The following is a 20,120-nucleotide window of genomic DNA, read 5'->3' as shown; positions in this document are numbered from 1 at the left end:
AGGTATTATAAGTGAAGAATGATATTCAAGGTTATAGCATGTTTGTAACATTAATAGCATTTATCGGATGGACAATTTCCGCGATGGATACCTCCATATTTTTCTTCGTGGCTCCACATTTAATGGAGGAGTTTGACTTTTCTTTAACTGAATTTGGCATTATTGTTGCGGCAGGATTCATTGTCGCTATTGTGTTCAATATTGTGGTAGGTCCTTTGATGGATTACTTCGGAAGAAAAGTAGTTTTTCAATGGATTTTATTTTTGGTGTCGATTGGCACCTTTTTGACTGGTTTATCTTGGAATTTTGAATCACTGACTATTTTCAGAATTCTTGCAACCGGAAGTGCTTTTGCAGAATATGCGGTGGGCGCCACTATTTTAATTGAATCAGTTTCTGCCAAGCATCGGGGGTGGATCGTCGGGATTATGGCAGCGGGTTGGCCTGCCGGGACAGCAATTTCTACCCTTTTGTCAATATACGTTGTACCAGAATGGGGGTGGAGAAGTGCTTTTTATCTCGCATCTATTCCTGCATTTCTAGTTATAGTCGTCCGTTTGTATATCAAAGAACCTGTTAGATTCAAGGAATTGGTTAAATTTAGACAAAGTATTAAATCATATACTGCCGAAACAAAGGAAATTGTGAGCCAAAACAGATTTAAAATAAATAAAGAAGAGGTTCTAAAATTTACGTATTTGCAGCTAATGAAAGGGGAGCTACTCAAAAATACCCTATTAATCTGGGTATATATGAATCTTGTTGTGATTGCATATGGTTTGTTAATCTGGTTTGCTCCCTATTGGATGAATTATGCGTTTGAATTAAATTGGAATGAAGCAATATGGACTGTAGGGGCGGGAAGCTTAGTTAGCATGTTAGGTTTTGTTTGTTGCGGATGGCTCAGCGGGATTATTGGCATCAGGTATGCCAATCTGTTATTTATTGTCATTTCCATACCACTGACCATTTGGATGACATTTTTTGCTCAAACATTCAATGCTTTTTTGCCTGCCTATTTGTTATGGAACTTTTTTGGCGCGGGCATATGGGGAACCATTCCAAGAATTTTTACAGAAGCTTTCCCTACAAGAGCCAGGGGCACTGGTTCATCGATCGGTTCCGCTTCTTGCTGGCTTGGCTGGGCTGTCATCAGTTATTTGGCACCTCATATTATTGAAGCAAACGACTATTACACAGCCATTTCGTTTTCTGGTATCATTTTATTGCCGTTAGCACTTATTCCTCTATGGATTATTCGAGAAATTCCTTCTTCAAGTGAACTGGAAGATTATATATCTTGAATGGGGTAACTTCGTCCTGATACAAAATTAAAGGAAATATATCGTAACAAAGATTGTGTATCAAGTGCAAGCAACAATTTTTTACACTCGGTTGTTTCAATACATCTATCAAGTAACAACGTATTTAACCGTTCGAAAGGACATTGAGAATTTTAAAAAATATTAATATACTGCATTCGTTCTATAACGAAAAAATGCATACCCCGAAAGGTACGCATTTTTTCGTTATTTTTTTCGGTTATATGATCTGTAAGGTTCATATTTAGTGTAAATATTTTCTCTTCGGGTACGGTCAACAAACGTAGTAGCAGCACCGGTTTTTCTATTTACATACAATTCATCTATATCTACAGTTCCTGTCACGACCATATTTTTGTTGGTTTCTCCTTCAGAAACGATACCGTTTGGAGACCAAGCCGAATCGCAAGGGCTCAAGATCGACGCTCTTCCAAATCCATTCGGTAAAGGTGTACCCGGCTCACCAACAGTTGGACAGTGCACGAAATACACTTGATTCTCGATGCATCGAGCTTGTGCACAATGACGAACACGCCAAAAACCATGCTCCGTAAATGTATAGGAAGGACAGAAGATAATTTCTGCACCATTAATGCTGTAGATTCTTGAAATTTCCGGAATTTCAGCCTCATAACAAACAGCAAGTGCAATTTTGGCAGGGCCAATCTCGAAAACTGCTAATTCATCGCCTTCTGAGGTTTTCCAGTCGCTTTCCGAAGGAAAAATATGAGTTTTTTTGTGTTCAATATAGGTACCGTCTGGTTTAAAAATATAGGCAATGTTGTAATACTTGTCGTCTCTTCGCTCCAAGTGTGATCCACCAATGATTACCTGCTTTTTTTCTACCGCCAACTCGATAAAGGGTTGTTTATAATCATCAGTGTATTTGTCAATCAAAATAAGATCTCTTGCTGTTAATTTTTCGCTGTTTGGAAAGCTGGTCAGCAAACCGACGGTAAATAGTTCGGGAAAGATCACATAGTCGGATTGCTGTGGAACTTGCTCGATCAGTTCAACAACTTGATTTTTAAAATCATCAAAACTTTTTGTTCGTTCTACACGAAACTGGCAAGCGGATATGGTTACTTTTCTCATTTTTTTCCTCCAAGAATTAATTTTGTAAATGATCCTCCGTAAGCTAAATTGATTAATTTTACGGAGGATGTAAGTGTGTACGGAATGTATCTTTTATGAGCGAAGTATATTATTCTTCGTAGAAGTTGTCATAGATTTCACCGAGAGTCGCAAACCATGCACCGCGGGATTCCATATATTGAATCAATTTTTCTAACATTTGGATCATATGTGCTCGTCCGATTGTTTGCGGGTGTGTCGTCAACACGAAACAAGCCCCTTCTTCTTGATCACATGCATAATCGAAAATGGATGCCCAACGCTCAAAAATATCTTGGGCAGTCTTTGCCCTTCTTGTATACCTGTTATATATTCTACTTGTGGAAAATCATCGAGGTACCAAGAAACAGGGATTTCCAATATGGTGCTTTCTTTCAAGAAAACGTTCGCTTTATCAGCGTTTACTTCTACCGGTCTCGGCCAGTAAGGATGAAGATCATTTCCCATCAAACTGCTATCGTATTTAAACCCATATTTTTCTAAAATACTCAATGTATTTGGACTAAAATCCCAATAAGGAGATCTGTAGCCACGCGGTTTCACGCCGATTTTGGCGCGGGATTCCAACCCCATTTGCATGATTTTGTCTTCTTCTTCATAGCTCATTGTGGTAGGATTTTCATGAACATACCCGTGATGGCCAATTTCATGGCCACGAGCCGCTACCTCTTTGCAAATGTCAGTGAATGTATCCACAGTATGACCTGGAATAAACCAAGTTGTTTTGATGCCGTATTTGTCAAACAGTTTTAACAATCTTGGGGCACCAACTTCAGCGCCAAACTCACCACGTGACATGTAGGCAGGAGAAGTGAGGTTAAAAGAACCGATCCAGATGGATTGTGCATCAAAGTCACACCCAATGTTTACTGCTACTCTTTTTCCTTTCGGAAGCTTTACTTTTCCGTTTCGTTGTTTTCCGATTTTTTGCATTATATTTCCTCCCTTATTTGTTAAATTTGATTGCGCTTTCATTATAGTTTTAAGATTAAGGGTTTGAAAATTCCGATTATTTTAGCATGGTGTAAAATTATTTGATTTTTCATTTAACAACATTTTTTGCGGATTATTCCAAAACAAAGAAGCTGCTTCAAACGTCAATGCTAACAGCAGAAGAAGGCACCGTTTGATTATGTTGTTTATGTTTCGGATATTTTAGGAAATTTCGATCAGCGCTTTGAAAAATTCAAGAATGCGTCAAACTGACAAGTTTTGTTCAAAATAATTAAATCGGTACCTGACTCATTACGAATTATGTTCTAGATTGTTAAACAAGAGAGCCCTTAATATTGAACTCTATTTCAAATTTTTGATCAGAAAATTATTAATCTAAACATTGCGGAGGAAGAAACGGGAGATTATTAAAAGAGGTCAAAATGACTAATAAAGCCTTAGTTTTGTGCAAAAAGGAAGCAGTTTTATTTGCCTGAGATCTAGGTTCGTTTAGCAGGGTGTAAAAATTTACACATAAATTTTAACTGGGCTGTATGTCTCGACATTTGAAACTATGTGCAAACTATCGGAAAAAAGAGAAAAGCGGTAAAAATTTACGAAAGTTTTCTATAGTTAGTATGTTAGTAATTAGTAATAGCAATTCCAAAATTAGATACGTATATTGAAGTTACATATCGAAACAACATCATTTGGTATATAATAGAACTGAAGAAGATATCATAATTGGGTCATTTTCATTAGTGAAGCCGTTAGCCAAAAAATTTGTTCCGATATAGCAATTTATAATTGTAATAGGTATAACATAAGAAAATTAATTGCAAAAGAGGTGATTTGATGATATTAGTAAGCTCCTGTTTAGCGGGGTTAGAAGTGAGGTATAATGGGACGCATTGTTTACATAATAAAATATGGAAATTAGTTCAGGAGAAGAAAGCCGAAATGGTTTGTCCTGAAATATTAGGCGGATTTTCGACTCCTAGAGAACCTGCAGAGATCATCGGTGGAAATGGGGAGGATGTACTGGATGGAAAGGCGAAAGTAGTGGATCGGTCAGGCAACGATGTGACAGAGCTTTACATAAAGGGCGCTTATGCGGCTTTAAAAAAAGCAAAAGAAATAAAAGCAACATTAGTAGTTCTCAAAGAGAATAGTCCGTCCTGCGGCAGTTCAATGATTTATAACGGCGAATTTACTGGAAAGAAAATGGTTGGAAGTGGGGTAACAGCTGCTTTACTAAAGAGAAACGGGTTTCAGGTCATTTCAGAAGAACAATTTGCTGAACTAGATTCTTTTTAACTACGAGTTGAATTGGAATCGATTTTTTAAAAGTCCGCTTTTTCCTGTTCATATAATTTAGATTGATAGAATAACGAACGAATCCTTGAATTGTTCAATTGAATGCCAACAATACCCGTTGTTTGTGCAACAGTTGGTTTGTCATTTTTTAGAGAAAGACCGGATGCTATATCATTGAGTTGTTTGTCCATCTGGGTAATCTTTTTTTCGACTTGGTCCAACCGCTCATTTATTTCGGTCAATTGCTGCTTTGTTAGTTCAAACTGTTGATCAACTTGTTTGATTTAAAACGTTAATCGATTTGTTCAAAGCGCTGCCTTGTTTCCCGTATGATTTTTTAGTTGCTCCGCTAATTCCTTCAACGCTTGTAAAATCATCTTAGCTATAAGATGGGTCTAAATTTCTTCATTTTTATTCTTTCTCATTATAACATGCTCCAGCCATTTCAACGAAGACCACATTATTTTTTTCAAATCGGCATTGAACTGATAATGAATGAGAAAAGCGAGGAATAATCATATCCTTTTAGACGGCATTTTTTAAGATAAAAACATTTTGCAAAGCATTCCTACTCAGCTTAACCGCTTATCTTCAATAAAAGCTCCTTTCACCCGAGACTGGCTGCCATTTTGAGTGCGTATTTTAGTTAACCAATTGACATTAATAGATAACAATTTTATCATTTAATTGTTAACCATTTTATTTTAAAAGTTAACATAAAACAAAAGATTGTAGGTTGAAAAATTAGAAATAGCTTTTTAATTAGTTTAATGAATTTTGAAGGAATTTCTTTGACATAAAACAAATGACGGAGGTTGGAGGCCAACGAATGGAAGAGGAAAGGTATTATAGTGTCAGAATGAGAGCTGCCAAGAATGGACCTCATGAACATGGCGGAAAACATATATCTGGTGGAGAACTGCTTTCAACCTATAGTGATTTAAAAAATTCAGTAAATGCTTTATTAGAAAAGGGACTTCATCACTCAAGAGGTACTCCGGATTTTATGCAAATTCAATTTGAATCTATTCACGAACCGATTAAACGAATTCAACCATTACATATTGACACAAATGAGGCAGATACAGTAGAGAAAGGGCGAAAGTTGTCTAGGCTGCTTTTGGAGAAAGTCGGTATCGAAAGACGGGTTATTGAAAAAGCATTTACAGAATGGACGAAATATTCAGGAATGAGAGGCGCTATATTAATTGATGTTCATTCAGGAAAACGTATTGATGATAGGCAGGAAAAGGGAGTGCGTGTTTCAAGAATCGATTGGATGAAGACGAATTTTGAACATTGGGCAGACTACTTTCATGTGCCCAAGAGTACAAGAATCAGGGAAGCACTTGTGATTGCCACAAAGGTGTGTGCGCATCCGGCTACCATCGCTGAACTATGTTGGTCAGACGATCCTGAATATACTACTGGCTATGTTGCAAGTAAAAAGCTGGGGTATCAACGGATTACAAACCTAAAAGAATATGGAGATGAACGCGGCTGCCGCATCTTTTTTGTTGATTGCAGGAAAGATCTGAATGCCTATATTCACTATTTAGAAAAACAGCCAGTCTTTATTCATTGGGAGGTAGAGAAATGAAACAACAATTAATCGAAAAAAGTAAAAAATATCTATGACTGCCTTTTACACAGATGATGATCATCCTTTAATAATTGAAAGCGGCCAAGGAATGAAAGTTAAAGATATTGAAGGAAAAGAATATATGACGGCTTTTCTTCCGTTTGACTAACGTACATGGTCAATCGTAAAAAAGAACTGGACGAAGCAATTAAAAAAAGCTCGAAAAAATGGCCACTCCACATTGTTAGGCATGACAAATGTTCCAGCAACAGAGCTCGCGGAAAAGCTCATTCAAATAAGTCCTGAAAAGCTGACGCGTGTTTTTTATTCAGATAGCGGAGCTGAAGCGATGGAAATTGCACTTAAGATGGCGTTTCAATATTGGAAAAATATCAATAAGACAGAGAAACAAAAGTTTATTACAATGCAAAACGGCTATCATGAGGATACGGTCGGCGCCATAAGTGTCGGTTCCATCCAGCTTTCTCATCAAATATATGGGCCATTAATGTTTGAATGAAAGTTTTAAGGCACCTATTCCTTACGTTTATCGGTCAAAAAGCGGCGATCCGAAACAGTGTCGTGATGAATGCTTAAACATACTTGAACAACTGCTTAAGGAAAAGCATCAGGAAATTGCGCAACAATTGAATCAATGGTCCAAGGATGAAAGAAGCAATTGTCACGGGTAACAGAAAAAGAGGTTTTGCTTTTTAAAGACATAATGAGGTGACAAGCGTTGAACTTTAATGGGTGGTTAAACAACCGTTTAGCGAAGACAAAGGAATCCGGCTTGTATCGGACGCTTAGAACAATGAATACTGCACCTAGTCCCGAAATGTACGTAGATGGCCAAAAGTACATAGTATTTTCCTCAAACAACTATCTGGGCTTGGCTAATGATTCACGCTTGATTCTTGCAGCAGAAAAGGCATTGCACGAGTTTGGGGTTGGGAGCAGCGGCTCGAGGCTAACGACAGGCAATACGCAGTGGCATCAAAAGCTTGAAAAAAGATTTGCAGATTTCAAACAGACTGAAAGTGCCTTGCTGTTTTCAAGCGGTTATTTGGCGAATATCGGTGTGCTTACTTCATTGCCTGAAAAAGGTGATGTTATTTTTAGCGATCAATTAAACCATGCGAGTATTATCGATGGATGTCGTCTCTCACAAGCGGATACCGTCATTTATAACCATGTAGATATGGAAGATTTGGAAAAAAAATTAAAAGAAACAAATTCATCACGGCGACGCTTTATTGTCACAGATGGTGTCTTTAGTATGGATGGTACCATTGCGCCTTTAGATAAAATCATGTCACTTGCTCAACGTTATCATGCATTTGTCATTGTGGATGACGCACACGCAACAGGAGTTTTAGGAGAAAACGGCAGGGGAACAAGTGAATTTTTTCACGTCTTTCCGGATGTAGTAATTAGCACTTTAAGTAAAGCGGTTGGAACGGAAGGCGGGGTCGTTTCTGGATCGAAGGTTTTCATTGACTTTTTGCGAAATCATGCCAGAACCTTTATCTTTCAAACCGCACTATCACCATCTATTTGTGCAGCTTCATATACAGCATTGGAAATCATCGAACATAGTAAAGAAAAACGACAGCAATTGCTTATAAAAGCAAAACGAATAAAAACTAGTTTACAAGAAATGGGGTACACCGTGAAGGGAGATCATACACCAATTATTCCTGTATTGATCGGAGATGCTCATAAGGCTGTCATATTTGCAAAAAGATTACAAGAAAAAGGAATATATGCCCCGGCGATTCGACCGCCGACTGTACCTATTGGAGAAAGCAGAATTCGGTTAACGGTGACCGCGGACCATAGCTTAAAGGAGATAGATTATTTGTTGCATGCATTTAAATTAATCGGAAAAGAGTTGAATATGATCAAATGAAAGGTTTTTTTTATAACAGGAACTGATACTAGTGTTGGAAAAACGATAATAGCTTGCGGACTAGCAGCTGTATTAAAAGAGAAGAGAATGAATGTCTGCGTCTTTAAACCGTTTTTAAGCGGTATTTCGCATGATGATCCAACAAGCGATCAAGTCTTTTAAAAGGGAATCTCAAAGTCGAAAATTGACTTATGAGACACCCCATGTAAAAATTCTACTCCTTTAATATAGAGCGTTTGAAAAAAATGAGGACGCTTCTTTTGATTAGGCAACTGCAAATTATTTTTCTCCGGCACAACAGAATAAAATCTTTAGATGAGCAGAAATCGAGATTGTTTATATGTTTGCTTTTTTTGGATCTAAACCCCATCTCTTTAACTTTTTGACTAATGTGGAATGGTCGATGCCGAGTTCTTTTGCCGCAATCCGTAGTGATGGATGTTTTTTGATCACATCTTTTACAATTCGCTGTTCAAATTTTTCCACGCGCTGTTTCAGCGTCAAAGCTTCTTCACCGTCTTTTTGATCATGAATGTGCAAAGGAAGATGGTGCGGTTCGATCAATTGAGAGGGAACCGATACGATCATGCTTTCTATTAAATTTTTCAATTCTCGGACGTTTCCAGGCCAATGGTAGCTCGTTAAAGCCTTCTTAGTTTCTTTTGACAATGTTTTATCGACATGGTAAAGCTTGCAAAAGTATGAAAAGAAATGATCAATAAGCGGTGATATATCTTCTTGGCGTTCAGATAAGGGCGGAACAGTTATTTCAACAACATGCAGACGGTAATAAAGATCCTCACGAAATTTTCCTTCTGAAACAAGTTGCTTTAAATCTTTGTTCGTTGCAGAAATAAATCGAATATCAAGCTTAATTGGCTCCCTGCCACCTATTCGCTGAATTTGCTTTTCTTGCAATACTCGTAATAACTTTACCTGCAAAGAGAGAGGCATTTCTCCTACTTCGTCAAGCATAACGGTTCCGCCGTCCGCCAATTCAAGCAGACCAATTTTCCCCTCTTTATTCGCACCAGTAAATGCACCTTTTTCATAGCCGAATAGTTCAGATTCAAGCAGATGTTCAGGAATGGCCCCGCAATTCACTTTAATAAACGGCTTTTGTTTCCGTTGGCTGTGATGATGGATAAAATTGGCGATCACCTCTTTTCCTGTTCCGGAAGGGCCTGTTAAAAGGACGCTTGTTGGAAAAGGCGCCACTTGTTTTACTTTCTCATAAATGTTTTTCATTTTTTTGCTGTTGCATATAAACATTTGTTCTGATCCGTTCACATGAGCCGAAAAACGGTTTTGGTTTATTTCGGAAATACTTTTTGCTTTTTCTAACTCTTTTCTAAGTTTATTTAATTGTGTGATATCCCTTACGCTCGTTACTACGAGCTCAACGTCTCCTTGATCATTAAATACCGGATTTCCGGTGACAATGACATCTTTTTTGCCTCCTATTTTTTGCATAATGGAAATTTGTTTCTTTTTTTCCAAAACTAAGAGAGATACTGACTGGTCAATATAACCATTCGTCATCAGATCCCTCATATGCCTTCCGACCAGTTCTGTGCGTTCAAAACCTGTAATCTCTTCATATGCGGAATTAACATAGATCGTAATCCCTTCTTGGTCAACAACATAAAGGCCGTCAGTTGAAAACTCGATAATCGCCTCAAGCTGTGTTAGTAGGCTGCGATATTGCTCGATTTCAGTAATATCTTGAATAACACTGATCGCACCGATGCGCTTGCCGTTTTGATACAGAGGAGTCCGGTTTACCATACATTGTCTGTCCGCTAGTATCATTTTTTGACCGATTGAACGATCGCCGCTTTCCACAACCTCCAAAATTTTTGTGTGAGGGACGAGTTCTTGAATATGCTTTCCTTCCCAGTTTCCATTTTCCGCTTGCAATAACTTTTTTGCAGCAGCATTCATCACAACAATGTTTCCTTTTCGATCGACGACAACTACTCCGTTATGCATGCATGAAAAAATATTTTCCCAAGTTAAGGAATTAATAGAGTTTGCTTTGATTATAATCACAACCTTTCATCTGATTGGTGAATTTTTTCAACCGTTTGGTGAATAATTTCACCATATATTTTCGATAATTTCGATTATTAATCCTTTTTTATGGTGAAATTTTTCAACAGTTTTCAGTAAAGAAGCTTAAAAATCCCTTTGTTTGTAAGAAGCTTTTTTTGGCATGCATTTTGCATTTAAATTGATGAGCAAAAAATAAGGAGGGGGAAAGTAGAACGAATGATGAATGAATAGAAAAAAAGAATATACTGCCTCTATTCTTTCAGCAGTATTTCTTGTACTGTATAAAGAAAGCGCTTACGGAATTTGGAATATGTTGTGGTAGAAATGGCTGAATGTTGAAACAAAAACAAGAACACATTTTTACATGTCGTCATTTAAGAATTATTTCATGTCTTGATTGACATTTTCTATTTCATTATAGGAGGGTTTTTTATGGCAAACATTATTAAAAAACACCCGAAACTGTATGTAATGGACAACGGCCGAATGAAAATGGACAAAAACTGGATGATTGCGATGCACAATCCAGCAACCATTGACAATCCGAACGCGCAGACTGAGTTTGTCGAATTCCCGATTTATACCGTTTTAATTGACCATCCTGAAGGAAAAATTCTTTTTGACACGGCATGTAATCCAAATTCCATGGGTCCAGCAGGCCGCTGGTCTGAAACGACGCAAAAAACGTTCCCATGGACAGCGAGCGAAGAATGTTACTTGCATAACCGACTTGAGCAATTAAAGGTCAGACCAGAGGATATTAAATTTGTTGTGGCATCTCATCTTCATCTCGATCATGCGGGCTGCTTAGAAATGTTTACAAACGCAACCGTTGTCGTACATGAAGACGAATTTAACGGCACATTACAATCTTATGCCCGCAACCAAAAAGAAGGGGCATACATTTGGGCAGATATTGATGCATGGATAAAAAATAATCTTCAATGGAGGACAATCAATCGGGATGAAGATCATGTTGAACTTGCGGAAGGGGTGAAAGTTTTAAACTTTGGCAGCGGTCATGCTTGGGGAATGCTTGGTCTTCATGTACACCTTCCTGAAACTGGCGGCATCATTCTTGCATCTGATGCGATCTATACGGCAGAAAGCTACGGGCCGCCAATCAAGCCACCTGGAATTATTTATGATTCTCTCGGATATGCGAAAACGGTCGAACGAATTCGCCGGATTGCCAAAGAAACAAATTCCCAAGTATGGTTCGGGCATGATGCAGAACAATTTAAAGGATTCAGAAAATCGACGGAAGGATATTATGAATAAAATTTCCCGGAGTTTATATAGAAGAAATGGGTGGAAACGTCCATTTAGATTTTAAAGAACACAAATGTCGATGCTTTAAGAGAACATTCCAGGGTGTGAAGGAGGAGAGTCATGACACATTCAAAGCTAGTTTTTACACCTTTATGTTATACTGGATGGGGTTCGTTAAGCCAGCTTGTTCCGGAAGTTGAAAAATATCAACCTAAGAAAATTCTTGTTGTGACAGATCCGGTGTTGAATGACATAGGGCTCGTTGACCGCGTCACATCTCCATTACAAGAAAAAGGATACAGCATTGATGTATATACTGACATCGAACCAGAGCCTCCGCTTCAAATCGGAGAAAAGCTTGTCGCCTATACGAGAGAAAACAAATTCGATCTCGTCATAGGTTTAGGCGGAGGAAGCGCAATGGATTTGGCAAAGCTTGCAGCAGTCTTGTCTGTTCATAAAGGAACAGTGGAAAGTTATTTAAATTTAACAGGTACAAATCAAGTAGATAAAAAAGGTCTCCCCAAAATTTTGATACCCACAACTTCCGGAACGGGCTCTGAAGTCACTAATATTTCTGTCTTATCTTTAGAAAGTACGAAAGATGTTGTAACACATGATTATTTGCTCGCTGATGTAGCAATTATTGATCCGGAACTAACTGTCACTGTCCCGCCGAAAGTGACCGCTGCAACGGGGATCGATGCATTGACACATGCAGTGGAAGCATATGTCTCAATCAATGCCAATCCGGTAACAGACGGTCTTGCCCTGCAAGCGATGAGACTGATCAGCCGTTCCATCCGTAAAGCTGTGTTAAACGGAAATGATAAACAGGCGCGGATTGATATGAGTTACGGCAGCTATATTGCCGGATTAGCTTTTTTTAATGCCGGCGTGGCAGGCGTGCATGCTTTAGCCTATCCGCTTGGAGGACAATTTCATATTGCCCATGGCGATTCCAATGCAGTTTTATTGCCATATGTGATGGGCTACATCCGAAAAAGCTGCCAAAAAAGAATGGTGGACATATTGAATGCTCTAGGCGAGAATTCAAGCTATTTGTCTGAAAAAGAAGCTTCCTATCAATGTGTAGAGGAACTAAAAAGATTAGTGGCAGATGTCGGAATTCCGACAACTTTGGGAGAATTCGGCATTCCGGAAAGTGCGATCGAAAAATTGACGGAAGACGGGGTGAAACAAAAAAGATTGCTCGCAAGAAGTCCAATGAAGCTTAATAAAGAAGATATCCGAACTATATATCAGTCAGCCTTTCAAGGGATAGTAACGGAACCGTCATAATTGTCGATAACTTGAGTTTTATAATTCACAGTTGAAAGGAAGATAAGGGCCAGATTTTTGATATTATCCCCTTATAGTTAGACAGAAAAAAGAAAGGGATGTCACTGTCTACTAGAAGGGGGTATTTTTATAGGTAAAAATTAAAAAACATACAGTAAAGAATATAAATTAGATGTTGTGAAGAAATATTTTGATGAGGGAAGGGCAAACCGTGAAATCATGGATCACTTTCACAACTCTGTTTTTGCAAAATAAAAGTGCAGAGAATTACAAAATCCTTACGCAGTGATATACAAGGTGCTTTACATGGAGGGGGGACATGAAAACCTTTTTTGGTTTTGCCAAAACTGTTGAAGCTGGTGCTTGGCTAAAGAATCATGGCTACAGAGGATCCATGCCAAGCCCTTGATGGATAGATAGCATATATGTATATTTATACAAAATTTGGATATAGATATACTGCAAAACTCTCAATTGGCAAAATGAACTTCGGACGGCAAGTAGCCCACGTTTTGTCTAATTTCTTTTGGTCGTGTTGTAAAATATTAAAAAATAAGATATTGACTTCCAAAATATTGATATAGTATTTTTTTATAAAGTAATAATTTTTTCCTATTATAAGAATTTTTACCATTAAAGTCTATTATTATATTTTTAAGAAAAAATACTAGTGTTAGTTACAGTATTTGGATTATCAACTTGTCAATAATATCCTAGCCGTATGTTTTTATTAACGTTCATCGATTCGGTTTGGTTATTATAAATAGACTTCTAATTACAAGTAATGCTAAAAGAATATGTCATGCACTGCATGATATATTCTTTTAATATTTATTAAATTTAAATGTATATATTCAATCAATTGAAGAAAAAGTAATTTCAAAAAATCCATCAAATGAAGGATGATAAAAGTCTAATTTTGTTTGTGAAAACTTGATAAGGACTACTTACAAAAAGATTCCCTTATCCTTTTTTTATATACCGTGCGAATAAAAACTCAGAATGTTTTTTATTAGATAATATGCCGACATGATAAAACACTGACCTTTTTAAGCTGTACCATGCAAGTAGTAAAATATTGAGGTGATGGCATGATTCAATTAATTAAGCTTGAACTTAGTAAGTGTATGAAAAGAATAGAGTTCAAGATAGCATTTATAGCTGTTTTTTGTGCAATATTTTTAGACTACATTATTTTGTGTAAAGAATATTATGGATCGGAATTATCTAAGGTAATGTCTGCTTCAACTGGTACTATTCTTACAAACGTTGTCGCAACACCTTTGTCACCAATAGTAGGGATCTTGCTGCCACTAACCGTAAGTATCATTTATTCTGTGTCATTCCTAGAAGAAAAAAATTGGGGATTAAGTAACTTTATTCATACAAGGGTACACAAAGAAAAATATATTTTAGCTAAAGCTATTTCGATTACTCTAGTAAGCTTTTTTGTAATATTTATACCATTATTAGTAAATGAAATTTTAGCAATTATTGCTTTTCCAATCCAAGGACATAATACATTCGGTTTACCAGATTATAAAAAGTTATCGTATATAGATTCAGGAATTATGTTACATAACTTACAGGTGTATTATCCATATAGCAATATTTTAATATTCATCATAATAAGATCATTATTTGCATCTAGTTTTGCTCTTATGGCATTCGGAGTATCATTTTTTAAAAAAGTTAATAAATATGTAGTCATATTATCCCCTTTTATTATTAATACTTTATTTATGATTTCTACTGATGCGTTATCAAGAATTATATCTGATGAAAATATAGCCAGAGCAGTCGGAACAAAGTAAGCGTAAAGTAATCCCCACCTGTATTCAGATGGGGATTTCATGTATGCTTTATTTAGATTTTTTAGGAACACGGCATTCCTGCGGAAGCGTCGGTGACCATGGCAGGAATTCAGCTAATTTTGTTTTATCTGTCGTATCTATATTGGGAAGCTCTTGAAACAGATAGCTAAGGTAGTTGAATGGATCCAACTCGTTTTCCTTGGCTGTCTCCACAACACTATAGATGATCGCACTGGACCTTGCTCCTTTTGACGTATTACTGAAGAGCCAGTTTTTGCGACCGATCACAAAAGGTTTAATTGACCGTTCCCCGCGATTATTATCGATCTCCAAACGGCCGTCCTCTAAAAATGCCTCCAACCGCTCCCATTGGTTACGACAATACTTGATCGCTTTGCCAAGTGCGCTTTTTGGCAGTACGCGCGGCATTTGCTCTTTAAGCCATGACAAAAAAGCCTCAAGCACGGGTTTGCTGTGCTCCAGCCGTGCTTGATAGCGCTCCTCTGGACTTGCATCTTTAAGCTTGCGCTCAATTTCAAAAAGTTTATTGCAATAGGCCAGACCTTCCTTTGCTTTGACGGTGGAAGTGCTCGCCGATTCAGGCAGTGCCTGCAGGGCTTCTGTGAATTTGCGGCGGGCATGGGCCCAGCACCCGACCAATTTCACATCGGGGAGGACGTTATAACCCGCATACCCGTCCACATGCAAATATCCCCGGAAGCCGTCCAAAAAACGGCGTGGGTGCTTGCCTGCACGGGTTTGCTGGTAATCGTATAAGACGATTGGTGTATCCCCGCGACCGGTACGATAAAGCCATATGTAGGAAGTCGACATCGCTGGCCGGTCCGGTTCAGACAGGACCTGCAAGGTTGTCTCATCCGCATGCAGACGATCCTTCTGTAGGAGGTGCTCATGCATCTCATCGTAAATGAGGCTAAGCCAAGTTTGAGCCCCATAAATGGTCCAATTGGCCAGCGTTTGCCGAGGTATGGACACGCCAAAGCGTTCCAGTTGTTTCTCCTGGCGATACAGGGGCATACCTTCTACGTATTTTTGTGTCATGGTATAAGCCATTGACGACGGAGACGCTAGGCTTCCAGGGAAAACAGGTTCCGGCATCTTCGCTGTCACAATAGGTGTGTTCAGTTCATGACGCTCACAGTGACGGCAGCTATATACATGACGCACATGTTCGACTACTTTCACTTGGGCAGGAATAACTTTCAATTCCTTGCGTACTTCTGTGCTCATTTCATGCATAGCACCGCCACAGCACGAACAGACCTGTTCCTCATCAGACAAACGGTATTCGATCGTCTCTGTAGGCAGGTTTTCAAGCATGCGTTTGCGTTGGCCGTGTTGTTTCTTGCGTCTATATGTCATCGTCTCAACGGTGGGCTCTTCCATAGCTGGATCAGCCGTGGACTCGGCTTCGTTGAAAAGGGAGAGCTGGTCCGGATGGGTCTTCTCGCTGGAAGCTCCGAATAGGCGTTGCTGGCTGAGGCGGAATTGTTCCTCATACCATTTTAATTTCGCTTCCAACTCTTCCTTTTCCATTTGGAGCTTTTCGTTGAGCGCTTTGTAATATTCAATTGTGCCTTTTGAAGTCTGCGCTGATTTTTCCATATGTCCAGTATACGGAAAAGAATCCAACTTGCCTAGTATCGAATTCTTTTTTTATTTATTTGTTTTATAGAAGGATGCGTGCCTTCACTTCCTGATGCGCTTGCTTTTGTTCGATTGGCAAGCCGTCCAGCAGCCAGCGCAGCTGGCGTGAACTGATAGACATGGGCGCTGTATCATTCTCCGACGGCCAGTGGAACGTCCCTTTTTCCAGACGGCGATAATGAAGCCAGAAGCCGTTATGTTCCCATTGAAGAATCTTTAACTTGTCCCGTTTCCGGTTACAAAACACGAATAAGCACGGAGAAAAGGGATCGAGTTCAAAGCATTCCTGTACAATAGCGGCCAGTCCGTCAATCGATTTGCGAAGATCCGTACTGCCACGCGCCAGATAGACACGTTCAAACGGGGAATTCATCAACATTGGTGTTGCAGCACCCGAATCACATCGGTTAATAGATCCAGATTGGCACCGGGCCGTACTTCAACGGAGATCGCATCAACGTGTAAAAAGATCGGACCTTGACCTGAAGAGGGCAAGGCTTCTTCTACCTGAACAGCCAGCCACTGCGTCTGGACAGGCGTTTCAGTGCAACTGCCACCGCGGGAGAACTGCCTCACCCAATAGTACATTTGGTGGGTTTTGATTCCTTGATCCCGGCACCACTCCGCTATACTCTGTCCACTCTTTTTCCAGGCATCATATCGTGCTTTCCATTCTATTCTTTTTTCTTTTAGGGTCATTGCAAAACCTCCCGAATCATTCTAAGAAGATTATCACACGGATGACCTATGATCGGAATGTGGGTTTTATTTGACGCTTACGGAACAAATATTTTAGGGACAAATAGCTACGGAAGTTTTATATGGTTACTATTCGTACTATGTGGTTACTTTTTGTTTAGTGTTATTTTAATTAGAAGAGGTATGAAGAATGAAATTTTATAGATTGCGAGGTGATAAGAGTTTTGATGAGGATAACTGTAGGGGAGAAGCTTTTTTATTTTACAGTATTCATATTGGCGTTTTTTAACAAAATTTTAGGTTCTATTCATAATGTAGAGGATATGTATATGGCCATAGTTAATAATAAAATTTTTACAATTGTCTATTTACCGATATTTTTATATATACTTCTAGACAAGTTTTCAAAAAGATTAAAACCCGAAGTAATTATCAGGTATCAAAGCATAAAAAATTGGAGTATTTCAAATCTTAAAATCATTGCCGTATTAAGTGTAAGACTTTCTATTACATTTAACGTGATCACATCAATTTTTATGGTAATATGTGACACAAATATTTTGTACAATCAAGATTTTTATGTTTTCAATTATATCTCAATAGTTGTACAAAGTGTCGGATGGTGTCTAATTGGTATGCTTTTTATGAATCTCATCTCTATTACAAATAGTATTAAATTAGCGTATGTATTAGAAATAGCATTTTTCTTAGCTATTAGACTCATTATGTCTCCATTATCTTTTATATCGTTAAGAGATTACATAGTTCCCATATGGGATACAATGTTCTTTTATGAATTTAATCGAGAATATATGACCATGATTAAGTATTTAAGTATGAATATCATTATTATCATAATATTGTTTGTAATATATAGTCATTTGGTCAAAAAAAGAGATCTTAAAATAGAAAGGTAAAGAGTAAATATTTATGAAGGAATTAATAAAAGGTAATAAAGTTTCTTTAATAATTGTTTTACTGTTTTCTATAGTTTTCAATTTCCTAGGTTTATTTTTTCATCATATAAACACAACAAATGATTTAATTAGCTTTACTTACGGATACGTTGATTTATGGCATGTCAATAATGTTTTCAGTATAATTCGTTGGTTGTTTCCGCAATTAATTTTACTTGTATACTTAGGCAATTACATTGAAGTTAGACTTCTTAAAAATGCAACATTAATTTTTACTAGGACAAATAAGAAGATGAAAATTTTATTACAGTTTATTTTACAATTACTGTTTATCATATGTTGCTTTTATTTATTACAATTTATGATTGTACTTATAATTGGTGCTATATTAGGCTTGGAGCTAGTTTTAAATATAGAAACAATGTTTATCATAATGAGATTAATTTTATATAGCTTTTTAATTATATTAACTGTGAATAGTAGTTCCATCTTATTCAAATCGATTTACGGGGTATATCTAGTATTAATCATCCAATTAGCAATGCTGTACATATCAAATCTTATATTAAATTGGAATAGTTATTTTTTAGTATATATACCTACAACAAATGCATTAGTATCACTAAATGATAACGGTTTAGGAATAAATAATGACAGCTCAATAGTGTATTTGTTGATACTAATATTTATAGTAATTATTATATCTATCAATATATTCAATAAAAAAGAAGTTTTATATTAAATCAATTATATTTGGAGGTCATGATGAGAAATATAAAAGTGAACAATGTTTCAAAAGTAATCAATGGAACAACAATTTTAAAAGATATAAATATTATTTTTGAAGAAGGAAAAATTTATGGCATATATGGACATAATGGTTCAGGTAAAACTATGCTATTTAGAACTTTGAGTGGGTTAATTAAACCAACATCAGGAACAATTACTATTTTTAATGAAGAATTACATAAGGACATAGACTTTCCAAGAAGTATAGGGGTATTAATTGAAAATCCAAATTTTTGGCCTAACTATACCGGAAAAGAAGTGTTAAAAACTCTTGCAAGTATTAAACGAATTATAGATGATGAAGAGATTATAAGATCTTTGGAGAGAGTTGAGCTTAATCCTAATGATTCACGAACTGTAAAAAAATATTCTTTAGGAATGAGACAAAGATTAGGAATAGCACAAGCAATAATGGAGAAACCAGATATTATTATTTTAGATGAACCGACAAGTGCATTGGACGAAGATGGCATTAATTTAGTATACAAGATTCTTTTGGAAGAAAAAGAGCGAGGAGCTATCGTGATTATATCAAGCCACAATAAATCAGATATTGAGACATTATGTGATTGTAAGATAAAGATACAGGCAGGTAAAATCGCTGATATGATAGGAGGATAAAATCTGTGACCATAAAAAAAGTATCATTTATTTTTATCCCCATAATAATGATTATTTTCATGGTAGTAATTGGAATACTAACAAGAAATAGCTATATAAATGATGTAGATGTCAATAAATATTTTAATGATAAAGAATTAAATTATACTATATCTAAATACGAGGAAGATATTACAAAGGTATTTACCAAATTTGAAAGTTTGAAGAATTTGGATGAATTGGAGAAAGAATCACCTATAATTGTTAAAGCAAAAGTAGATTCAAAATCACCTAGAATTAGGTACTATTTAACTACATTGACAACAGTAAAAGTCCTAAATGTATATAAAGGAAAAATTAGCAATGATTTCATCTCCGTTTTTGAACCTATAGATATTATAGATGCAGTGGATTCCGCTGGAACAGTAAATTCTGTTGATGGATATAATTGGATGGATAAAGAAAAAGAATATATATTGTTTCTTAGACCACTTAAAGATTCGCATTATAGTGATGACAGTGTAGTTTATTTGCCAACCACTACAGTGTTAAGCAAATATCAAATAGATGAAAGTAAAGTTTCCCTATTAGATGAAGATAAAATGCTAAATGGCAGCTTAAAATATGCAGATATAAAAAATCAAGAAGTTGTTCTTTATGAAGATCAGTATGTTGACAAATTTAATAACTTTAAGCGTGATGTTTTGAACAAATATAATTAAGGATGGTTCTTCGTTGTTTAAAGTGTATATGTTATATATTGGATAAAGGAGAAACGGTACTGTCAAGAATTTTGTGTAATGT

17 protein-coding genes and 2 pseudogenes are annotated in these 20,120 nt (G+C 36.9%); 11 read left to right on the top strand and 8 right to left on the bottom strand.

Annotated features, from left to right (window positions below; all coding sequences use genetic code 11):
• Positions 1 to 11: 11 nt before the first annotated feature.
• Positions 12 to 1,304, top strand: a complete 1,293-nt coding sequence (locus tag NSQ94_RS09945) for an MFS transporter (protein WP_130156609.1) — start codon at positions 12 to 14, stop codon at positions 1,302 to 1,304.
• 225 nt (positions 1,305 to 1,529) lie between these two features.
• Here the strand turns inward: NSQ94_RS09945 and NSQ94_RS09940 are convergent, their stop codons facing one another.
• The 3 genes from NSQ94_RS09940 to NSQ94_RS09930 form a co-directional block, all read right to left on the bottom strand.
• Positions 1,530 to 2,417 carry a carbon-nitrogen hydrolase family protein gene (locus NSQ94_RS09940; protein WP_339228955.1) on the bottom strand — a complete coding sequence of 296 codons (888 nt, stop codon included), beginning with the start codon at positions 2,415 to 2,417 and terminating at the stop codon, positions 1,530 to 1,532.
• A 109-nt stretch (positions 2,418 to 2,526) separates the two neighbouring features.
• Positions 2,527 to 2,664 (bottom strand): hypothetical protein, encoded by a 138-nt coding sequence (locus tag NSQ94_RS09935; RefSeq protein WP_339228953.1) that lies wholly within the window; start codon positions 2,662 to 2,664, stop codon positions 2,527 to 2,529.
• Positions 2,658 to 3,389 carry a polysaccharide deacetylase gene (locus NSQ94_RS09930; RefSeq protein WP_339228951.1) on the bottom strand — a complete coding sequence of 244 codons (732 nt, stop codon included), beginning with the start codon at positions 3,387 to 3,389 and terminating at the stop codon, positions 2,658 to 2,660. The genes NSQ94_RS09935 and NSQ94_RS09930 overlap by 7 nt, the downstream gene beginning before the upstream one ends.
• An 855-nt stretch (positions 3,390 to 4,244) precedes the next feature.
• Here NSQ94_RS09930 and NSQ94_RS09925 point away from each other — a divergent pair.
• Positions 4,245 to 4,706: a DUF523 domain-containing protein gene (locus tag NSQ94_RS09925; protein ID WP_094245804.1), complete on the top strand. Its 462-nt coding sequence runs from the start codon at positions 4,245 to 4,247 to the stop codon at positions 4,704 to 4,706.
• Between the two features lie 26 nt (positions 4,707 to 4,732).
• On the opposite strand, the gene NSQ94_RS09920 is transcribed toward NSQ94_RS09925, so the two are convergent.
• Positions 4,733 to 4,897, bottom strand: coding sequence for a hypothetical protein (locus NSQ94_RS09920; protein ID WP_158640189.1), 165 nt, complete (start codon positions 4,895 to 4,897; stop codon positions 4,733 to 4,735).
• 638 nt (positions 4,898 to 5,535) lie between these two features.
• Between NSQ94_RS09920 and bioW the strand changes: the two genes are divergently transcribed.
• From bioW to NSQ94_RS09900, 4 genes and pseudogenes are all read left to right on the top strand, one after another.
• Complete coding sequence (gene bioW, locus NSQ94_RS09915; protein WP_094245806.1) at positions 5,536 to 6,306, top strand: 6-carboxyhexanoate--CoA ligase; 771 nt, start codon at positions 5,536 to 5,538, stop codon at positions 6,304 to 6,306.
• 38 nt (positions 6,307 to 6,344) lie between these two features.
• A pseudogene (locus NSQ94_RS09910) lies at positions 6,345 to 6,955 on the top strand (aminotransferase class III-fold pyridoxal phosphate-dependent enzyme); the annotation flags it as partial.
• Positions 6,956 to 7,027: 72 nt separating this feature from the next.
• Entirely contained in the window at positions 7,028 to 8,200 is a 1,173-nt protein-coding gene (bioF, locus tag NSQ94_RS09905) for an 8-amino-7-oxononanoate synthase (protein ID WP_339228948.1), read from the top strand.
• Between the two features lie 12 nt (positions 8,201 to 8,212).
• Positions 8,213 to 8,323, top strand: a pseudogene (locus NSQ94_RS09900) (AAA family ATPase); the annotation flags it as partial.
• A gap of 213 nt (positions 8,324 to 8,536) precedes the next feature.
• Here NSQ94_RS09900 and NSQ94_RS09895 read toward each other — a convergent pair.
• Complete coding sequence (locus NSQ94_RS09895) at positions 8,537 to 10,192, bottom strand: sigma 54-interacting transcriptional regulator (RefSeq protein WP_339228946.1); 1,656 nt, start codon at positions 10,190 to 10,192, stop codon at positions 8,537 to 8,539.
• Between the two features lie 495 nt (positions 10,193 to 10,687).
• On the opposite strand from NSQ94_RS09895, the gene NSQ94_RS09890 reads away from it, so the two are divergent.
• The 3 genes from NSQ94_RS09890 (at position 10,688) to NSQ94_RS09880 (ending at position 14,643) form a co-directional block, all read left to right on the top strand.
• On the top strand, positions 10,688 to 11,536 hold the full coding sequence (locus NSQ94_RS09890; protein WP_063389500.1) for an N-acyl homoserine lactonase family protein: 849 nt from the start codon (positions 10,688 to 10,690) through the stop codon (positions 11,534 to 11,536).
• A gap of 111 nt (positions 11,537 to 11,647) precedes the next feature.
• Positions 11,648 to 12,829 carry an iron-containing alcohol dehydrogenase gene (locus NSQ94_RS09885; protein ID WP_063389499.1) on the top strand — a complete coding sequence of 394 codons (1,182 nt, stop codon included), beginning with the start codon at positions 11,648 to 11,650 and terminating at the stop codon, positions 12,827 to 12,829.
• 1,091 nt (positions 12,830 to 13,920) lie between these two features.
• Complete coding sequence (locus NSQ94_RS09880) at positions 13,921 to 14,643, top strand: hypothetical protein (protein WP_339228944.1); 723 nt, start codon at positions 13,921 to 13,923, stop codon at positions 14,641 to 14,643.
• Positions 14,644 to 14,691: 48 nt separating this feature from the next.
• Here the strand turns inward: NSQ94_RS09880 and NSQ94_RS09875 are convergent, their stop codons facing one another.
• From NSQ94_RS09875 to NSQ94_RS09865, 3 genes are all read right to left on the bottom strand, one after another.
• Positions 14,692 to 16,200: an IS66 family transposase gene (locus NSQ94_RS09875; RefSeq protein ID WP_261308811.1), complete on the bottom strand. Its 1,509-nt coding sequence runs from the start codon at positions 16,198 to 16,200 to the stop codon at positions 14,692 to 14,694.
• Between the two features lie 133 nt (positions 16,201 to 16,333).
• The gene (gene tnpB / locus NSQ94_RS09870; protein WP_339230705.1) at positions 16,334 to 16,684 is read right to left on the bottom strand and encodes an IS66 family insertion sequence element accessory protein TnpB; all 351 of its coding nucleotides are present in this window, start codon (positions 16,682 to 16,684) and stop codon (positions 16,334 to 16,336) included.
• The gene (locus NSQ94_RS09865) at positions 16,684 to 17,010 is read right to left on the bottom strand and encodes a transposase (protein WP_066252076.1); all 327 of its coding nucleotides are present in this window, start codon (positions 17,008 to 17,010) and stop codon (positions 16,684 to 16,686) included. The genes tnpB and NSQ94_RS09865 overlap by 1 nt, the downstream gene beginning before the upstream one ends.
• Positions 17,011 to 18,692: 1,682 nt before the next feature.
• On the opposite strand from NSQ94_RS09865, the gene NSQ94_RS09860 reads away from it, so the two are divergent.
• Positions 18,693 to 19,337, top strand: coding sequence for an ABC transporter ATP-binding protein (locus NSQ94_RS09860; RefSeq protein WP_339230732.1), 645 nt, complete (start codon positions 18,693 to 18,695; stop codon positions 19,335 to 19,337).
• 5 nt (positions 19,338 to 19,342) lie between these two features.
• Positions 19,343 to 20,038 (top strand): hypothetical protein, encoded by a 696-nt coding sequence (locus NSQ94_RS09855; protein ID WP_339228941.1) that lies wholly within the window; start codon positions 19,343 to 19,345, stop codon positions 20,036 to 20,038.
• Positions 20,039 to 20,120: the final 82 nt, after the last annotated feature.

Source organism: Aeribacillus sp. FSL K6-2833, assembly GCF_037965815.1.
GTDB classification, from domain to species: Bacteria; Bacillota; Bacilli; order Bacillales; family Aeribacillaceae; genus Aeribacillus; species Aeribacillus composti.
Note: the sequence above shows the minus strand (reverse complement) of the source record. Positions and strands in the feature narration are given on the sequence as shown.